General features: G+C 39.8%; 14 protein-coding genes. 8 read left to right on the forward strand and 6 right to left on the reverse strand.

Features of this window, described 5'->3' with window-relative positions; all coding sequences use genetic code 11:
• The first annotated feature begins 44 nt into the window (after positions 1 to 44).
• Both rho and galE read left to right on the forward strand, forming a co-directional pair.
• A complete protein-coding gene (gene rho / locus kam1_RS02785; protein WP_052250472.1) occupies positions 45 to 1,445 on the forward strand; it encodes a transcription termination factor Rho in 1,401 nt (466 codons plus the stop codon).
• Positions 1,446 to 1,917: 472 nt separating this feature from the next.
• Positions 1,918 to 2,883 carry a UDP-glucose 4-epimerase GalE gene (gene galE / locus kam1_RS02790; RefSeq protein WP_039721211.1) on the forward strand — a complete coding sequence of 322 codons (966 nt, stop codon included), beginning with the start codon at positions 1,918 to 1,920 and terminating at the stop codon, positions 2,881 to 2,883.
• 3 nt (positions 2,884 to 2,886) lie between these two features.
• On the opposite strand, the gene kam1_RS02795 is transcribed toward galE, so the two are convergent.
• The 5 genes from kam1_RS02795 to nusA form a co-directional block, all read right to left on the reverse strand.
• Positions 2,887 to 3,792 (reverse strand): ABC transporter permease, encoded by a 906-nt coding sequence (locus kam1_RS02795; RefSeq protein ID WP_143958229.1) that lies wholly within the window; start codon positions 3,790 to 3,792, stop codon positions 2,887 to 2,889.
• A complete protein-coding gene (locus tag kam1_RS02800; RefSeq protein ID WP_039721209.1) occupies positions 3,756 to 4,673 on the reverse strand; it encodes an ABC transporter permease in 918 nt (305 codons plus the stop codon). The genes kam1_RS02795 and kam1_RS02800 overlap by 37 nt, the downstream gene beginning before the upstream one ends.
• Positions 4,674 to 4,729: 56 nt before the next feature.
• A complete protein-coding gene (rbfA, locus tag kam1_RS02805; protein WP_039721208.1) occupies positions 4,730 to 5,083 on the reverse strand; it encodes a 30S ribosome-binding factor RbfA in 354 nt (117 codons plus the stop codon).
• A gap of 30 nt (positions 5,084 to 5,113) precedes the next feature.
• Entirely contained in the window at positions 5,114 to 7,087 is a 1,974-nt protein-coding gene (infB, locus tag kam1_RS02810) for a translation initiation factor IF-2 (RefSeq protein WP_244946140.1), read from the reverse strand.
• A gap of 148 nt (positions 7,088 to 7,235) precedes the next feature.
• Entirely contained in the window at positions 7,236 to 8,492 is a 1,257-nt protein-coding gene (nusA, locus tag kam1_RS02815; protein ID WP_143958230.1) for a transcription termination factor NusA, read from the reverse strand.
• Between the two features lie 176 nt (positions 8,493 to 8,668).
• On the opposite strand from nusA, the gene kam1_RS02820 reads away from it, so the two are divergent.
• Genes kam1_RS02820 through lpxB form a run of 3 tightly spaced genes read left to right on the forward strand, consistent with a single transcriptional unit; the run spans position 8,669 to position 11,639 of the window.
• Positions 8,669 to 9,511 carry an LpxI family protein gene (locus tag kam1_RS02820; RefSeq protein ID WP_052250470.1) on the forward strand — a complete coding sequence of 281 codons (843 nt, stop codon included), beginning with the start codon at positions 8,669 to 8,671 and terminating at the stop codon, positions 9,509 to 9,511.
• Positions 9,512 to 9,520: 9 nt separating this feature from the next.
• Positions 9,521 to 10,447, forward strand: a complete 927-nt coding sequence (locus kam1_RS02825) for a Gfo/Idh/MocA family protein (protein ID WP_039721205.1) — start codon at positions 9,521 to 9,523, stop codon at positions 10,445 to 10,447.
• 7 nt (positions 10,448 to 10,454) lie between these two features.
• A complete protein-coding gene (gene lpxB, locus kam1_RS02830; RefSeq protein ID WP_039721204.1) occupies positions 10,455 to 11,639 on the forward strand; it encodes a lipid-A-disaccharide synthase in 1,185 nt (394 codons plus the stop codon).
• On the opposite strand, the gene kam1_RS02835 is transcribed toward lpxB, so the two are convergent.
• Positions 11,622 to 12,680, reverse strand: coding sequence for a tetratricopeptide repeat protein (locus kam1_RS02835; RefSeq protein WP_039721203.1), 1,059 nt, complete (start codon positions 12,678 to 12,680; stop codon positions 11,622 to 11,624). The genes lpxB and kam1_RS02835 overlap by 18 nt on opposite strands.
• A 172-nt stretch (positions 12,681 to 12,852) precedes the next feature.
• Here kam1_RS02835 and kam1_RS02840 point away from each other — a divergent pair, with 172 nt between their 5' ends.
• From kam1_RS02840 to kam1_RS02850, 3 genes are read left to right on the forward strand one after another with little or no spacing between them, the layout of a single operon-like run.
• Entirely contained in the window at positions 12,853 to 13,467 is a 615-nt protein-coding gene (locus tag kam1_RS02840) for an RNA polymerase sigma factor (protein ID WP_009060063.1), read from the forward strand.
• A 19-nt stretch (positions 13,468 to 13,486) separates the two neighbouring features.
• Entirely contained in the window at positions 13,487 to 14,041 is a 555-nt protein-coding gene (locus kam1_RS02845; protein ID WP_039721202.1) for a hypothetical protein, read from the forward strand.
• A 60-nt stretch (positions 14,042 to 14,101) separates the two neighbouring features.
• Complete coding sequence (locus kam1_RS02850) at positions 14,102 to 15,136, forward strand: S1C family serine protease (RefSeq protein ID WP_235277033.1); 1,035 nt, start codon at positions 14,102 to 14,104, stop codon at positions 15,134 to 15,136.
• Positions 15,137 to 15,181: the final 45 nt, after the last annotated feature.

A 15,181-nucleotide genomic window follows, 5' to 3' on the forward strand; every position in this document is an offset into this window, starting at 1 on the left:
AAGCGCAAGAAACTTTTGATTCTAACAACGATACGCCTTCTTCCATGAAGGCTGAAAATGAAGAAGGAAAGAACATTCAAGAATATTCCGAACAAAAAGAAGAACATATGGAAATTAAAAAATCTGTCCAAGAGACAATCACTCAAACGAAAAATAACGGAATGGAGGAATCTGTAAGCTTAGGTCCTACATTGGATCTGAGTAAGCTTCAACAGTTATCCTTTTCAGAGCTGCAGATTAAAGCTGCAGAATACCAAATTGAAAACCCTGGGTTAATGAGAAAGCATGAGGTAATTTTTGAAATCTTGCGGCGCAATGCTCAAAGAAATGGGGCGATTTACGGTGGAGGGGTTTTGGAGATATTACCCGAAGGATATGGATTTTTAAGATCTGAGGCATACAACTATTTCCCTTGTCAAGAGGATGTGTATGTTTCTCCTGCTTTAATCCGAAAATATGGGTTGAAGAAAGGCAATTTGGTTTCTGGACCTATTCGACCGCCTAAGGAAAAAGAACGGTATTTTTCCCTGCTCCAAGTTGAAAAAATTGAGAATGAGGAACCCGAAAAGATTCGTGGTAGAATCATTTTTGACAATTTAACCCCCATTTTCCCGAATAGAAGAATCTTTTTGGAGGGTAAAAGTGGAGATCTTTCCATGCGAGTCATGGATCTGATCACTCCCATTGGGTTTGGTCAAAGAGGCTTAATTGTGGCTCCTCCAAGAACAGGTAAAACTGTTTTAATTCAAAAAATAGCCAATGCCATTACTGAAAATCATCCGGAAGCCCATCTTATTGTCCTGCTTGTTGATGAACGGCCTGAAGAAGTAACTGACATGGAAAGATCGGTAAAAGGAGAGGTTATCAGCTCTACTTTTGATGAAACTCCCGATAGACACGTACAGGTGGCCGAAATGGTTATAGAAAGGGCGAAAAGAATGGCCGAAAATAAGATTGATGTGGTGATTCTTTTGGATTCTTTGACAAGACTTGCTCGGGCCTATAATACGCTCCAACCGCATAGTGGCAAAATTTTAACGGGTGGAGTCGATGCCAATGCGCTTCAAAAGCCTAGGCGATTTTTTGCAACAGCAAGAAATCTTGAGGAAGGCGGGAGCGTTACCATTATTGCCACCGCACTGATTGATACAGGCTCAAAGATGGACGATGTTATTTTCGAAGAATTCAAAGGAACCGGAAATATGGAATTACATCTGGATAGAGCCCTTGTCGATAAAAGGATTTATCCAGCGATCAACATTCCTAAATCTGGTACCCGTAGAGAAGAACTCCTCTATCATCCAGATGAGCTTGTCAGGATTCATGTGCTTCGCAGAGCCTTATCATCGGTCCCTCCAATAGAAGCTATGGAATTATTACTCGAAAGACTGAAAAAAACTAAAAATAACGTTGAATTTCTCCTTTCGATGAATCTTAAGGATTAAGCTGTCAGCTGCCTTTTTTTTCTTTTCCGCAATAAGGTTGATAGGAATGAGTGCATGCCTGTTTAGAAACAATGCACCAGTGCCCTTTGCTAAATCAAACAATTGCAAACCATTATGCTTTTAGATCTGTCTTTGATGTTTTGTTGTTGCTAGTTCGAGTTACATAAAACGTCTTTTTGTTAGCGTATTTTTCAAAGTAAGTATTAGTAAAAAGAACATCAGTTTTGCTAAGCTCTAGTATATTAGTGTATCCTATGGCTCAAGGATTCGCTTTGATAGCTTGTGAAATCAGCTTAAAAAAGCATTTATTGAGTTTTGAGTGAAGAAAAGAAAACAAATATATCTATCCGATAGTCGTTCTTGTCTTGCAACAGAAGGATAAAAAATCAATTGATTGAAGCTATTCTTAACAAAAATTTTTTTCGTTAAGCTACTACACTTTGTATTTTGAAAAAAGGGGAGGGACATATCCTTGAAGGTCCTTGTCACAGGCGGTGCAGGATATATCGGTAGTATCTGTGTGGAGAGATTGATAGATCGTGGCTATCAAGTCATTGTCCTTGATAATCTATCAGAGGGACATATCAAAGCCGTAGAATCAAGAGCCTTATTTATCAAAGGGGATATTGCTGATCGGAATTTGCTTTTATCTATATTCATGAATGAAAAGCCTCAAGCGGTGATCCATTTTGCTGCCAAGGCCTTAGTTGCAGAATCGATGAGCAATCCTTCCTTATATTTTCAAAATAACGTGACTTATGGAATCAATCTTTTAGATGCTATGGTAGAGTGTGGATTAAAGAGAATAGTCTTTTCTTCCACTTGTTCAATCTATGGCTCGGTAACAAAAGTGCCTATTGACGAAAATTTTCCAGCAAATCCAGAAAATCCATATGGGGAATCCAAATTGCTATTTGAAAAAATTCTTGAATGGTACAGGAAGATTCATGGGATCAGGCCTGTTATTTTTAGGTATTTTAACGCAGCTGGAGCAACTCTTTCCCATGGAGAACATCACAGGAAGGAAACCCATTTGATCCCTAGAATTTTACAGGTGGCTTTGGGCACATTATCGAAGGTAGAGATCTATGGTGTTGACTATTCGACTGCCGATGGCTCTGCGGTTAGGGATTATATTCATGTAGTAGATCTGGTTGATGCGCACATTAAAGCTTTGGAAAGCCATTTTGAAGGAGTGTACAATTTAGGTAGTGCAAAAGGCTACTCTGTGCTGGAGGTTATAGAAGCTGCTCGGGCGATTACGGCAATGCCTATTCCTGCTGTCGTCTGTTCTCGTCGTGTTGGTGATCCTCCCATTCTTGTGGCCAATTTCAGAAAAGCTTTTGAGACGTTTGGCTGGAAGCCAAACTATGATCTAAATGCAATCATTCAAAGTGCTTGGGCATGGCATAAATCCCATCCTCGAGGCTACGACTAATCCTTATCTTGTTTTAGGATCAAGTTTATCTCTTAACCATTCGCCAAAAACATTCAATGACCAAAGGGTAAGACTTAGGTATAGTCCTGGAAAGAAAAGAAGCCACCAAGATATCTTGACGGGATTGATGGCATTTGCCCCATCAGATAAAAGACTTCCTAGACTAGAGGAAGGAGGTTCAACTCCTAGTCCTAAAAAACTCAGAAAAGATTCTTCCAGAATGACTGTTGGAATGGTCAACGTCAGATAAACAATCACAAGGCCTGCGATATTGGGAAGAATATGTTTAAGAAGTATTTTAAAACTGTTTTGTCCTAGCACCTTTGCGGCTTGTACAAAAAGAGATTCTTTTAAGATCAATACACGACTTCGAACAACCCTTGCCATTGTGAGCCATTCGACAAAACCCAGTCCTACTAGAAGCAGGATAATACGCGAGTAAGGAAGCAGTGATTCCAAGTGGCTATGGAACAGAAAAGTGCGTAGAGGATTTTCAAATATGGCAATGAGTACGATGACAAAAACCAACACAGGTAAGGAATAAAGAAGATCGACAAGCTGCATCATCATCCTGTCAATTTTTCCACCAGCATAGGCCGCAATGGATCCATAAGTAACCCCTATAAGAAGACTAATCAAAGAACCACTGAAGCCCACTCCGAACGAAATTCTTGCTCCGAAAAGGATTCTGATAAACAGATCCCGTCCATGGATATCAGTTCCGAATATGTGTTGAAGACTAGGCGGGAGTAAGATTTCGTTCGTAGTTTTATAGAGGGATTGAGGATAAAACCAAGGACCGATCAGAGACAAAAGGACCAATAAAAAAAATAAAAAGAATGTCGTAAAGGGAAACCCATCTTTCCTTTTTTTTATTCCAAAACAATTCTTTTGTCGAACAGGAGGCATAGCATATCGGCCAGGAGATTAAACAAGATGAGTAAAAGAGAATATACAAGTGTGACGCCACTTACTAGAAAAACATCTCTATTGAGTACTCCATCTACAAAAAAGGAACCCATACCACTGATCCCAAAAATCTGTTCGATAACCATCGATCCTGTTAGCAAATTAGCAGCTAAAGGCCCACTGTAGGCAATAATGGGACTAGCTGCTGCCTTTAAGCCATGTACGAAGAGAATGGATGATTCGTTCAATCCTTTGGCTTTAGCAGTCCGTATATAGTCGGAATGAAGTACTTCGAGCATGGCACTTCTAGTTAATCGAGAAACTACACACCCATAAGGGATACCAAGGCAGAAAGAAGGGAGGATGATTTTTTCTATTGATCCCCAGCCAGCGGGGGGAAGGAGTCTTAAAAGGATTGCAAAAACCAGCACGCAAATAGGAGCGAGCACAAAACTTGGAATTGAAATTCCCATTAGAGTGATACCTTGAGTAATCTTGTCAAAAGGTTTATTCCAAAAAAAGGCACTTAAACAACCACTGCTAATACCAAAGGCAAGGGCTAAAACAAAGGAGCAGCCTCCAAGGGTGATCGAAACAGGTAGCGTTTGACCAATGATTTCGTTTACTGAGCGATTGCGATATCGGGTAGAAAGCATTAAGTCGCCATGACAAAGGTTTAAGAGGTAATTTTTGTACTGTTCGAGTAGTGATCCACTGAGTTTATAACGGGCTTCAAGATTTCGAAGAATAGCAGGAGAAATATTCCTTTCGGCACTAAAGGGGTTGCCTGGAGCGAGTCTGACAAGAAAAAAGGTTAGAGAAATAATTCCAAAAAGTACAAAAAGAGAAGAGAGAATTCGTCTGATAAAATATAAAAACATTGATGGAGAACTTTTCAATTGGAGACCACAGAATCTTTTTGATTCAACACCTAGAACTATGAGTCTGTCTTTGTTTCTTTGTCAAGTTCTTCAATGATACGTAATACTCGGTCTCCTCTATCTAATGAATTGTCGATTTTAAAAGTCAACCGTGGTGTAAATTTGCTTTGCAATCTCTTCCCAATCCACTGTTGCCATTCGTTTCGGTGCCTATTTAAAATCATAAGCAAGTTTTCATCAGGGATGGAGGCGTCAAAAAGGCTAATAAAAATGGAAGCTTCTTTAAGATCAGCAGAAGTTTCTACAGCAGAAATAGTTAACACTAAGCCTTCGAGTTCTACTTCTCGTTGAAAGCACCAAGATAACTCCCGACGAATGACTTCCGAAACCCTAATCGCTCTGGTTGTCATTGGATCAATATTAATGGCTCTAATATAGAATTATAAACTTTGTGGTACCTTTTCCAATTGATAACATTGAATAATATCATCAGGCTCATAATCATTGAAATTTCCTAGACGAATACCACATTCAAACCCCATCCTCACTTCTGATACTTCATCTTGAAAGCGTTTCAACGAAAGCACCTCACCATCATATATGGGCTGTTTACCTCGTAAAACTCTAGCTAATCCACCTCGTATAATCCGTCCAGATTGGACCATACACCCTGCAACTTTATATTTAGACAATTCGAAGACTTTCTTGACCACAGCTGTACCAATAATAGACTCTCGTAGTTCAGGTTCTAAAAGACCAGACATTGCTTCTTTGACTTGGTCAACTAGTTCATAAATAACACTGAAAAGCTTAATTTGAACCCCTTCTCTCTTTGCCAACGCAGCCGCAGCAGAGTCAGTTTTTGTATTAAATCCGATGACAAGTCCACCGGCAGCCTTTGCAAGAAGGATATCAGATTCTGAGATGGAACCCACACCAGAATGAATGATGTCTAAATCGACTTTTTGACTGGAGATTTTTTTCAATTGGTCAATGAGAGCTTCCAGTGAGCCTTGAACATCGGCTTTAAGAACAATATTCAAAGTCTTTTTTTGGCCTTCTTCAATTGCCTGGAAGATGTTTTCGAGAGTGACTTTAGGTGTAAGAGAAGCTTCCCGGTCTTTCTTAAGGGCTTCGATTCTTTCTTGAACTATTTCTTTTACCTTCTTTTCATCTTTTTCAACGACTAATTCTTCTCCAGGTAGAGGGGCTCCGTTGAGACCCAGAACCTTGACGGGCATAGAAGGAAAAGCCTCTTTGATGTTCTTCCCAGTATCATCAATAAGGGCTCGAACTTTCCCATAATAAATCCCACAAAGCACAATGTCTCCGACTTTGAGACGCCCTGATTGGACAATCACTGTGGCCGTTGGTCCTCTGCCTTTTTCTATCTGCGATTCGATAACCCTAGCTTTGGCATTGCCTTCATAATTGGCTTTTAATTCAAGGATTTCAGCTTGAAGCAAAATCATATCGAGGAGGTTGTCGATACCAATTTTTTTGATAGCTGAGACTTCACAAAAGATGGTATCTCCCCCATATTCCTCGGGAACAAGACCGATTTCTTGGAGTTGAGATTTTACCCGTAGAGGATTAGCTCCTGGCAGGTCTATTTTGTTTATAGCAACGATTATAGGCACTTTGGCATTGCGGGCATGATTAATGGCTTCTATAGTTTGAGGCATGACTCCATCATCGGCGGCTACAACTAGAACCACAATATCAGTGATCGAAGCTCCGCGGGCTCGCATAGCTGTAAAGGCTTCATGACCAGGAGTGTCAATAAATGTTATGGATCGTCCATCTTTAACCACTGTATAAGCACCAATATGTTGTGTTATTCCACCAGCTTCTCCTGCTGCAACTTTTGTTTGTCTTATGGCATCAAGGAGCGAAGTTTTCCCATGATCCACATGCCCCATGAAAGTTACTACAGGTGCTCTTGATTTAATATTAGATAGGGGTTGAGGAGGAGGGGCTTGAGCCTTTGGCTTTCCTAAGGGTGCTGTATGCACTGGTGCATGCCGTTCCTTTTTGTCAGTCTGTATGGTTATTCCAAGTCTCTGACATACCCCCTGAATGACCCCTTCGTCTAGTAATTGGGTCATAGAAGCGAATATGTTCATTTCCATCAAATGGTGGATAAGCTGGAAAGGTTTGATTCCGATCAAAGCAGCTAATTCTTTTACTGAAACTGGCCCTTTGATAGCAATCACTCGTTTTTCCCCTTCCTTGGGGACGGCTGGCTTCGATCCTTCTAGAACTGGAATGGCTTTATTATTTTCTTTCTCTAGAGAAGGTAGAGTGGATAGAGAAGAATCTTTTTTTTCTTCTTTTTTGGTTTTTTCTTTTATCTCTTCTGAATCCAAAGCAGTGGCGACAGCAGCTTTAGGTTTTTTTTCTTTCGTAGTCAATGAAAAATCAGCCTCCTTGGTAGACTTCTTAGTTTTGTCTAAAGAAAGTCTATTAGGCGAATTGCTAGCAAACGATTTTATTTCATTTGTTGGAGAACATTTTTTCGAATTCATGTATATATTATTAAATTTTCTTTAGTTTATGATTTCAATTTGTTTTTCCTGCCAAGTGAGCCGCTTCTTTTAAGCGATGGATCAACTGCGGATCCAGCTCAGGAAGAGCAGACATAAGATCTTCTTCTTCACTTTCAGCCACAGCTTCAGGATTAATAAAACCTGCTCTTACTATTTGTTCAGCCACGCTTTGATCAATAGAAAGCGTAGAGGCCATCTCTTCAGCGGCTTTGGTAAGCTTTTGTGTAAAATTATCCACGGTTGCAGATGGTTCTTTGACAACGTCTATATCCCACCCGACAATTTTGGATGCAAGCCAGATATTTTTCCCTTTTCTGCCTAGCGCTATGGAATAATTTTCTTCATCCACTGTTACTTTTACTCGGCGGTGTTCTTGATCCACTTCCACTTTCTTTACTTTTGCGGGTTTCAAGGCTTCAATAGTTAGTTCTTCTACATTGGGTGACCATTTGAATAAATCAATCTTTTCGCTATGCAACTCTCTGACAATATTTTTTACACGTGCCCCACGGACACCGACACAGGAACCGACAGGATCAATTTTAGGATTGTTTGTCCAAACGGCAATTTTTGTGCGAAATCCAGGTTCTCTTGCAATGGCTTTTACTTCGACAATTTTATCTGCTACTTCACTGACCTCTAATTCAAGAAGGCGTAATATGAAATTAGGATGGCTTCGAGACAGAATAATCATAGGGCCATGTGGAGTGTCTTCTACAGAAAGTACATAAGCCTTTATTCTTTCCCCAACAACGTACTCTTCTGTAGGCACTCTTTCTTTAGCAGGCATTATGCCTTCATATCTTCCCAAGTCTATTATAACATCAGATCTCTCTATTCTTCGGATGGTGCCGCTAACAATATTGTTAATGCGATCTTTAAATTCTGACAGAACCATTTTTCTTTCTATGCCTTTGAGGGCTTGATTTATAGTCTGTTTAAAAACTTGAGCGGCAATTCTGCCAAAATCTTTCGGAGTCACTTCCACTTCAATCAGATCTCCAAGCTTGACATTTGGATCGATTTCTTTTGCTCTTTTGATGGAAATTTGATCATGGCTGTTCTGGACTTTTTCAACAACTTCGAGTTTGGCTAGAACATTGATTCGTCCAGTTTTAGGATGGATCTCTACCCTAAGATCCCTGGCAGGTCCGATGCTTTTTTTTGCGGCCGCCAATAAAGCTGACTGCATCGCTTCGATGAACACCTGCCTATTGATCCCCTTTTCCTTTTCCATGTATTCCATGATAGCTAGGACTTCCTGATTCATGGCTTTCTCCTTAATTTTAAAGAAAAAAGTGGAAACTTTAACACAGTTTCCACTCTTAAAATCAAAAAAATCAGTGGTGCAATAATTTACTCTTGTCGTTCTCTATGGTCAAGATTTGATTTTCTTTCTTTCTCTTTCTATAAAAGATTCTTATTTTAAAAAAAAAATATATAGGGGTGACTACTAAGAATCAAAAAAAATCAATTCTTGAATCGGCTGATCGACTTGGCATTATTGCTGGTCGGGGTGTGTATCCATTGCTTGTGGCAAAAGGAGCAAGAAGATCTGGGGTAGAGAAGATTTTCTCAGTCTGTTTTGTGTCCGAAACAGATCATCAGATGGAGACTCTTTCGACTGCAGTGGAATGGATTCGGGTTGGTCAGCTTTCTAAATTGATTCAATTTTTCAAAAAAAATGAAGTCAAAACAGCCATCATGGCCGGAGGGGTAGCTCCATCTCATCTTTTTGAATTAAGACCTGATCTGCGAGCTATTTTGCTTTTAGCAAAACTAAAGGAAAGAAATGCTCATACAATTTTTGGTGCCATTGCTCAAGAGCTTGAAAAAAATGGGGTCATTCTTTTAAATGCCACTACTTTTTTAGAAGACCAGTTAGCCCCTTCGGGACAATTTGGAGGGCCTCACATTAAAAAAAGATATTGGGAGGATGTTGAGTTTGGGTTTAGAATCGCCAAAGAAGTCGCAAGGCTTGATATAGGTCAATCGGTTGTGGTTAAAAATGGAACAGTGCTATCGGTGGAGGCATTTGAAGGAACCGATGAAGCCATGAAAAGAGGCGGAGAATTGGGAAGAGGAAGTGCCATGCTAGTGAAAGTTAGTAAGCCTAATCAAGATTTTAGGTTTGATGTTCCTGTTATAGGGATCAAGACGATTGAGTCAGCTCAACGGTTTGGCATTGGTACCATTGTATGCGAATCAGCAAAGACGCTTATTTTGGAGAAGGAAAAGGTGGTAAGTTTAGCCGATCAGACTAAAACAAGCCTGATCGGATTTCCATAGGATCAATTTATGAGCCCGATTAAACTTGGCGTCATTGGTATAGGACATATTGGCAAACACCACGCTCGGATCTATGCCCAGATGGATGGAGTCCATTATGTGGGATGTTTTGACATTAAAAAGGATGTTGCAGGAAGAATTGCAGAAACCATTGGTGGAAGAGTCTTTGAGTCTCTAGAGGAACTACTAAAAGAAGTGGACGCAGTTTCGATAGCCACTCCGACTTCTACTCATTTCACTATTGGTTCAAAATGTTTAGAAGCTGGCGTCCATGTGCTAATTGAAAAACCGATTACGGATAGCCTAGAAGAGGCGAAATTGCTTGTGGAAATTGCCAAAAGAAATAAGGTCATTTTACAGGTAGGCCATGTGGAAAGATATAATCCTGCTTTTAGAGTTCTCGAAGGATATTTGAGTCAGCCACGCTTTATTGAATGCCACAGGCTCTGTCCCTATCCAGGAAGAAATACCGAGCTAGGAGTCGTACTGGATCTAATGATCCATGACTTGGAGGCAATATTGCATCTAGTGCGTTCCGATGTTCAGTCAGTTGATGCGGTGGGAGTTTCTGTTTTAAGCCTTACAGAAGATATTGCCAATGCAAGAATCAAATTTAAAAATGGGGCTATTGCGAACATAACCACTAGTCGGATAAGCCCTGAAAAAATGCGAAAAATTAGGATTTTTCAAGACGACGCTTACATTTCGTTAAACTATCTTGAGCAAAAAGGCGAAATCTATCGAAAGCGAGACCATGGCATCGAATGTTTACCCATGCCTATTGAGAAAGGAGAGCCTTTATTCTTTGAATTGCGATCTTTTATTGACTGTATCTATTCCAAAGATTCTCCTCTCGTAGGCGGAAAAGAGGCGGTTGAAGCCCTCAAATTAGCAGTAGAAATCACAGAGATCATTCGCTCGAATAAAATGAATTGACACAACAATGATGCAAATAAAACCGTCCAAAAAAAAGTTTTTGTTGGTTGCTGGAGAAACAAGTGGAGATCTTTACGGAGCTCTGCTGATTGAAGCACTCCGAAAGTCTTTTCCAGAAGCCATTTTTTTAGGAGTGGGAGGATCACGGATGGCGGCTGCTGGACAGATACAACTTTATGAACTTTCTAAATTGGCTGTTGTGGGACTTGTAGAAGTCATCAAAAATTTAGCTGAAATTCGAAGGATTTTTAAAGAGCTTTTGCATTGTGCCATTGTAGAAAAACCTGATTGCGTGATTTTAATAGATTATCCTGGCTTTAATCTTCGGTTTGCCTCCAAACTTCGCAAAGAATTACCTACTACTAAGATTGTTTATTATATAAGCCCTCAAGTCTGGGCATGGAATAGCCAAAGAGCAGCACGCTTCGATAAGCTCTTTGATCTTATGGTGGTAATTTTTCCATTTGAGAAGCCATGGTTTGAGAAAAATGCCCCCAACCTGCGAGTAGAATGGGTGGGACATCCCTTGTTGGATCGACTTCTTCCTAATCCATTGCCAAATTCTCAATTTAGTTCTCACAAAATATCCCTGTTACCAGGAAGTCGGAGAATGGAAATTATCAGGCATTTGCCCATTCTTTACCAAGTGGCATGGAAGATGGTTATGAAGAACCCCGATTATGAATTTTTATGGATTGCACCCAACGAAGAACTCGTCGAACTGGGATTGGCGCATCTAGGAGAAAAACATCTTCCGGAATGGTTGAAGATTCAGATAGGGTATCCACTTTCTCATATCTCCAGATGCCGATTAGCTATTTTAGCCTCTGGATCAGTATCTTTGGAATGTGCTATCCTTGGGGTCCCTCAGATAGTTATCTATAAAACCAATCCTTTGACGTATCAAGTGGGTAAAAGGCTTGTTAAAGTCCCATTCTTGAGTATTGTCAATGTGCTTGCTTCCGAGCAGATTGTGCCAGAATTCGTCCAAGATGATGCACAGCCAGACAAAATAGTCCCTGTAGCTTTGCGCCTGATGGAAGACGAAGAACAAAGGACTTGGATGAAAAAAAGAATGAAAGAAGTTATTGATTCCCTCGGTTCAACTGGAGCAAGCCAAAAAACCTGTAATCTAATTGTTGATCTGCTTAACGAGGAGAAGAAAGAACAGCCATTACATCTTAGGAGTTAAACCTGGAAGGCGGGTGAGCAGTTCGGGTGGATCAGCAATTTGATCCTGAAGCTGTCCACAATAAAAAATCCGAATAATGTACCCATAAAATCTCTGATTTTGAACGGGGCGTTCTAATTTGTAATTAATCCGAAGGATTTCTGTTTGGTGTATCGTCCAAGTAGGAAGAGGGTTCTCAAAGGAGCTGGTAATTTTGGCATTTGATTGTAAAATAATGCCTTTGTCTATCTCATCATAAATATAAATTTGGTAACGGATTTGTTTGGGATCAATGCGAATGGAAGGATCGGAAAGAAAAATGGGCACCCGCAGAGTGACTTCTTGTCCCCAAGGCGTATTAGAAAGATTACTTTTCTCAACCCGTATTTTTTCAAGACTTAACGTTTTGCCCATTCCTTGAATTCCTTTTAGAGCCGAGTGGATAAGAGGTGGGGAGGCACTGTCTTTTTTAGACTGACTTCTAAAGGCAGCTACTTTTTGACGAGCTGTTTTATAAAGAGGGCTAGAAGAGCTAGATTTGCGATCAAGCTCAGCAATTTTACTCCAATAGGTATAGGCTCTTTGTCCATCTTTCTGACGTTCAGCTAGCTGGGCTTGTCTGACAAGCACATCGCAATTGAGCGGATCTACTTCTTCGGCATTGTTTAGGGCATCGCGAGCTAGACTCAATTCGCCTTCTCTTTCAAACCGTTCGGCATCTTTAATATAAGCATCGAGTTTTTCTTCTTTATTTTCTTCTGCTAAAAAAGAAGCATCCTTTTTCAATTCTTTGGAGTGAATTGTTGGTAAGGCTGGAGGCTTAGGGGAAAGAAAAGAGGGCAATTTAAAAGAATTGTTTGCAGCGGTCAGGCGATCTTTTTTTGAAACTTGATTGAAAACATAATGTCTTAACCAGAATATGGAAAGGAGGGAGAACATTTGAAAGAATACGACAAGCACGACAAGCTTAATTGCCCAAGAATAGATAGGAGGAGAGAGGTGTTTATTAGAAACCCGTTCTTTTGAAGAGACTTTGTCTAGTTGCATGAATTGATCAGGCATTATTCCTAAAAATTAGAAAGATGACAAGCATCTTTTTTTCTTTTCTGTTGTTTCTATAGTAATACAACTGGACTTTTTAGCAAAAATATGAATTTATTGAAGTTAATATTACTTGATTTTTTCTTATTAGCTGCTTTAAGGTAAAACAACAACTCTTTTTGATATAAAAAGAATGAAAAAAGCTATTCCAGAAGTACTCGATCAGTCTCCAACCGATCAGGAGCTCATTCTCAGAATGAAATCGGGAGAATTGGATGCTTTCGATATTTTAGTCGAACGCTATCAAAAAAGATTATATAGGGTGATTTATGGTGTGCTGCTGCACCATGAAGATACAAACGACGTTTTAATGGAAACTTTTATCAAAGCCTACAAAAACATTGGAGGGTTTCGAATTGGAGCTTCTTTTTATACATGGATCTATCGTATCGCCATAAATACCGCTATAAGTTTTAAAAGGAAATCGAAATTCAACCCGCAACCCTATCCTTATTTTCCAGACGATGAGGAGGGGCAAATGGAAAAGGAATTTGTCGATTACCGTTCAGCAGAGCAAGCGGTACGACAAATGGAAATTAAGGAACTGAACAAGGTTTTGAATGATGCCTTATCTAAGCTTTCCGAAAAGCATCGAGCCGTTGTTGTCCTTTTTGATTTAGAGGAGCTCAGCCATTCGGAAATAGCTAAAATTATGGGATGTTCGGAAGGAACAATTCGCTCTAGATTGTTCTATGCACATAAGCAACTGCAAAAGCTATTGAAAAATGACAACAGCTTCATAAGTTAAAAAATGCGGAAGATGTAGAATGGGAGGCTTTGATATGGAGAGAAAATGTCTTCGAACTGTGGATGTAGAAATGAAAAAATGGATAAAAACACACTTAGAAAAACAGACAGAAAAGCTTGCCACTCCTGAATATTTTGAACAAATGCATCAAAATCTTCATAGAAGGCTCCGTGTAGAAATGATCAAAGAAAAGAGTTTTTCAGAAATGTTTATAGAAAAACTCCAAAGAGTATTTCTTGTTTGTGACCGTTACAGAATGTTCCAAACAGCGGTCGCAGGAAGTTTCCTTTTTGTATTTTTTCTAGGCATTGTGAGTTTCAATCTACTTAAAAACCACAGTAAGGAGATACCAAATTCTTTGATTACAAAGTATGAGTCTCCAAAAATTGAAAGAGTAGAAAAAAGCCAACTTTCTCAAGCCCTTTCTCCTTCTACTCCTCCTATTTCCCTACCATCCAAACAGGATCTTGAAGTGGAATCTACCAAACTTGCTCCCAATTTCCCCAATTCTAAAGATCCACATTATGTGATTCGTGATGCGTTAACTCATTATGAAGCGATGGTTGCTTTTTAAAGGTTCTATTGTGGAGGCCTCATCGGCTTGCCTTTTTTTTTCTTCCTCGTTTTGGGAAGATTGCCATTGATAGGAGCTGAAAGTCTCTTTGATACTATAGGAAGAGAAGTTAACAAGATTTTTGAGGAGAATAAAAACGCTGTTGTCCGTGTTAGAATAGAGCATAGAAATGGCGGAGAAAGTTTCTGTTCAGGTTTTTTTATAAGTTCCGAAGGAGTATTGGTTACAGCACCCGATAGCCAGCTAACCGATTCGCTGTTTTATGTTGATTATAACGCTCAATGGCATTTAGCCAAAGTTATAGGGATTGACGAGCGAAGTGGCGTAGCTGTTCTTCAAGTTGAAGAGGGTCCAAAACCCTTTCCTTTTCTAAAGCTTGCTTATGGTCAAGAGATCCCTACGGGGACCCCTGTTGTAGGCATAGGCTATCCGTATAATCTTCCCGCTTGCCCTTCCTTTGGATTGGTGGTAGGGAAAGATTGCGAATATTTAAACCATTTTTTCCCCACGACCCATTATAGGATTAATACAAAGGTGAATCCAGGCCAGATTGGTGGACCCTTAATCAATTCCAAGGGGTTGGTTGTTGGAATGATAACGATGAGTTTAAAAGAAGAAGAATGGAGTTATGCTTTGCCAAGCAAAGCAATAAGAAAAGTTGTTGATGATACTATTCGCTATGGGAAGGTACGTTATGGGTGGGTAGGAGTGGCTGTTACCAAAATAGGAAGAGAGGAGACTTCAGGAAAAGTGGTAGTTGCACGTCTTTTCCCTAATACTCCTGTATCTGGTAGCGGGTTAAGGGAAGGGGATATTGTTGTCTCAATCAATGGGAAAAAGATTACCAGCCTGTCGGATGTAATGGATGCATCGTTCTTTGTTTCTGTGGGACAAAAAATACCCGTAAAGGTATTAAGAGATGGGAAGCCAATACAGTTCGAGTTTTTAGTTGGAGAAAGGCCGATTGACACCCCTTCGGGTTCTACGATTTTACCAAACAATCCGGACGAACTTAAAAAGAATTGGTCACAAAGCCTACCCGTAAGCACTTCTCCAATGACTGCACCTGTGGAAAAGACAAATAATACACATTAAAGAAGATTTTTTTCTTTTCTTGTTGTTATTTAATAAAAAAGTTAT

This window comes from Methylacidiphilum kamchatkense Kam1, from assembly GCF_007475525.1.
Taxonomy (GTDB): Bacteria; Verrucomicrobiota; Verrucomicrobiia; order Methylacidiphilales; family Methylacidiphilaceae; genus Methylacidiphilum; species Methylacidiphilum kamchatkense.

Coding starts and splice junctions, on each gene's coding strand:
- kam1_RS02835 (WP_039721203.1), bottom strand. CDS start 12,680: ATGCCTGATCAATTCATGCAACTAGACAAAGTCTCTTCAAAAGAACGG.
- kam1_RS02800 (WP_039721209.1), bottom strand. CDS start 4,673: ATGTTTTTATATTTTATCAGACGAATTCTCTCTTCTCTTTTTGTACTT.
- rbfA (WP_039721208.1), bottom strand. CDS start 5,083: ATGACAACCAGAGCGATTAGGGTTTCGGAAGTCATTCGTCGGGAGTTA.
- kam1_RS02840 (WP_009060063.1), top strand. CDS start 12,853: ATGAAAAAAGCTATTCCAGAAGTACTCGATCAGTCTCCAACCGATCAG.
- lpxB (WP_039721204.1), top strand. CDS start 10,455: ATGATGCAAATAAAACCGTCCAAAAAAAAGTTTTTGTTGGTTGCTGGA.
- kam1_RS02795 (WP_143958229.1), bottom strand. CDS start 3,792: ATGCCTCCTGTTCGACAAAAGAATTGTTTTGGAATAAAAAAAAGGAAA.
- kam1_RS02845 (WP_039721202.1), top strand. CDS start 13,487: ATGGGAGGCTTTGATATGGAGAGAAAATGTCTTCGAACTGTGGATGTA.
- nusA (WP_143958230.1), bottom strand. CDS start 8,492: ATGAATCAGGAAGTCCTAGCTATCATGGAATACATGGAAAAGGAAAAG.
- rho (WP_052250472.1), top strand. CDS start 45: ATGAAGGCTGAAAATGAAGAAGGAAAGAACATTCAAGAATATTCCGAA.
- kam1_RS02825 (WP_039721205.1), top strand. CDS start 9,521: ATGAGCCCGATTAAACTTGGCGTCATTGGTATAGGACATATTGGCAAA.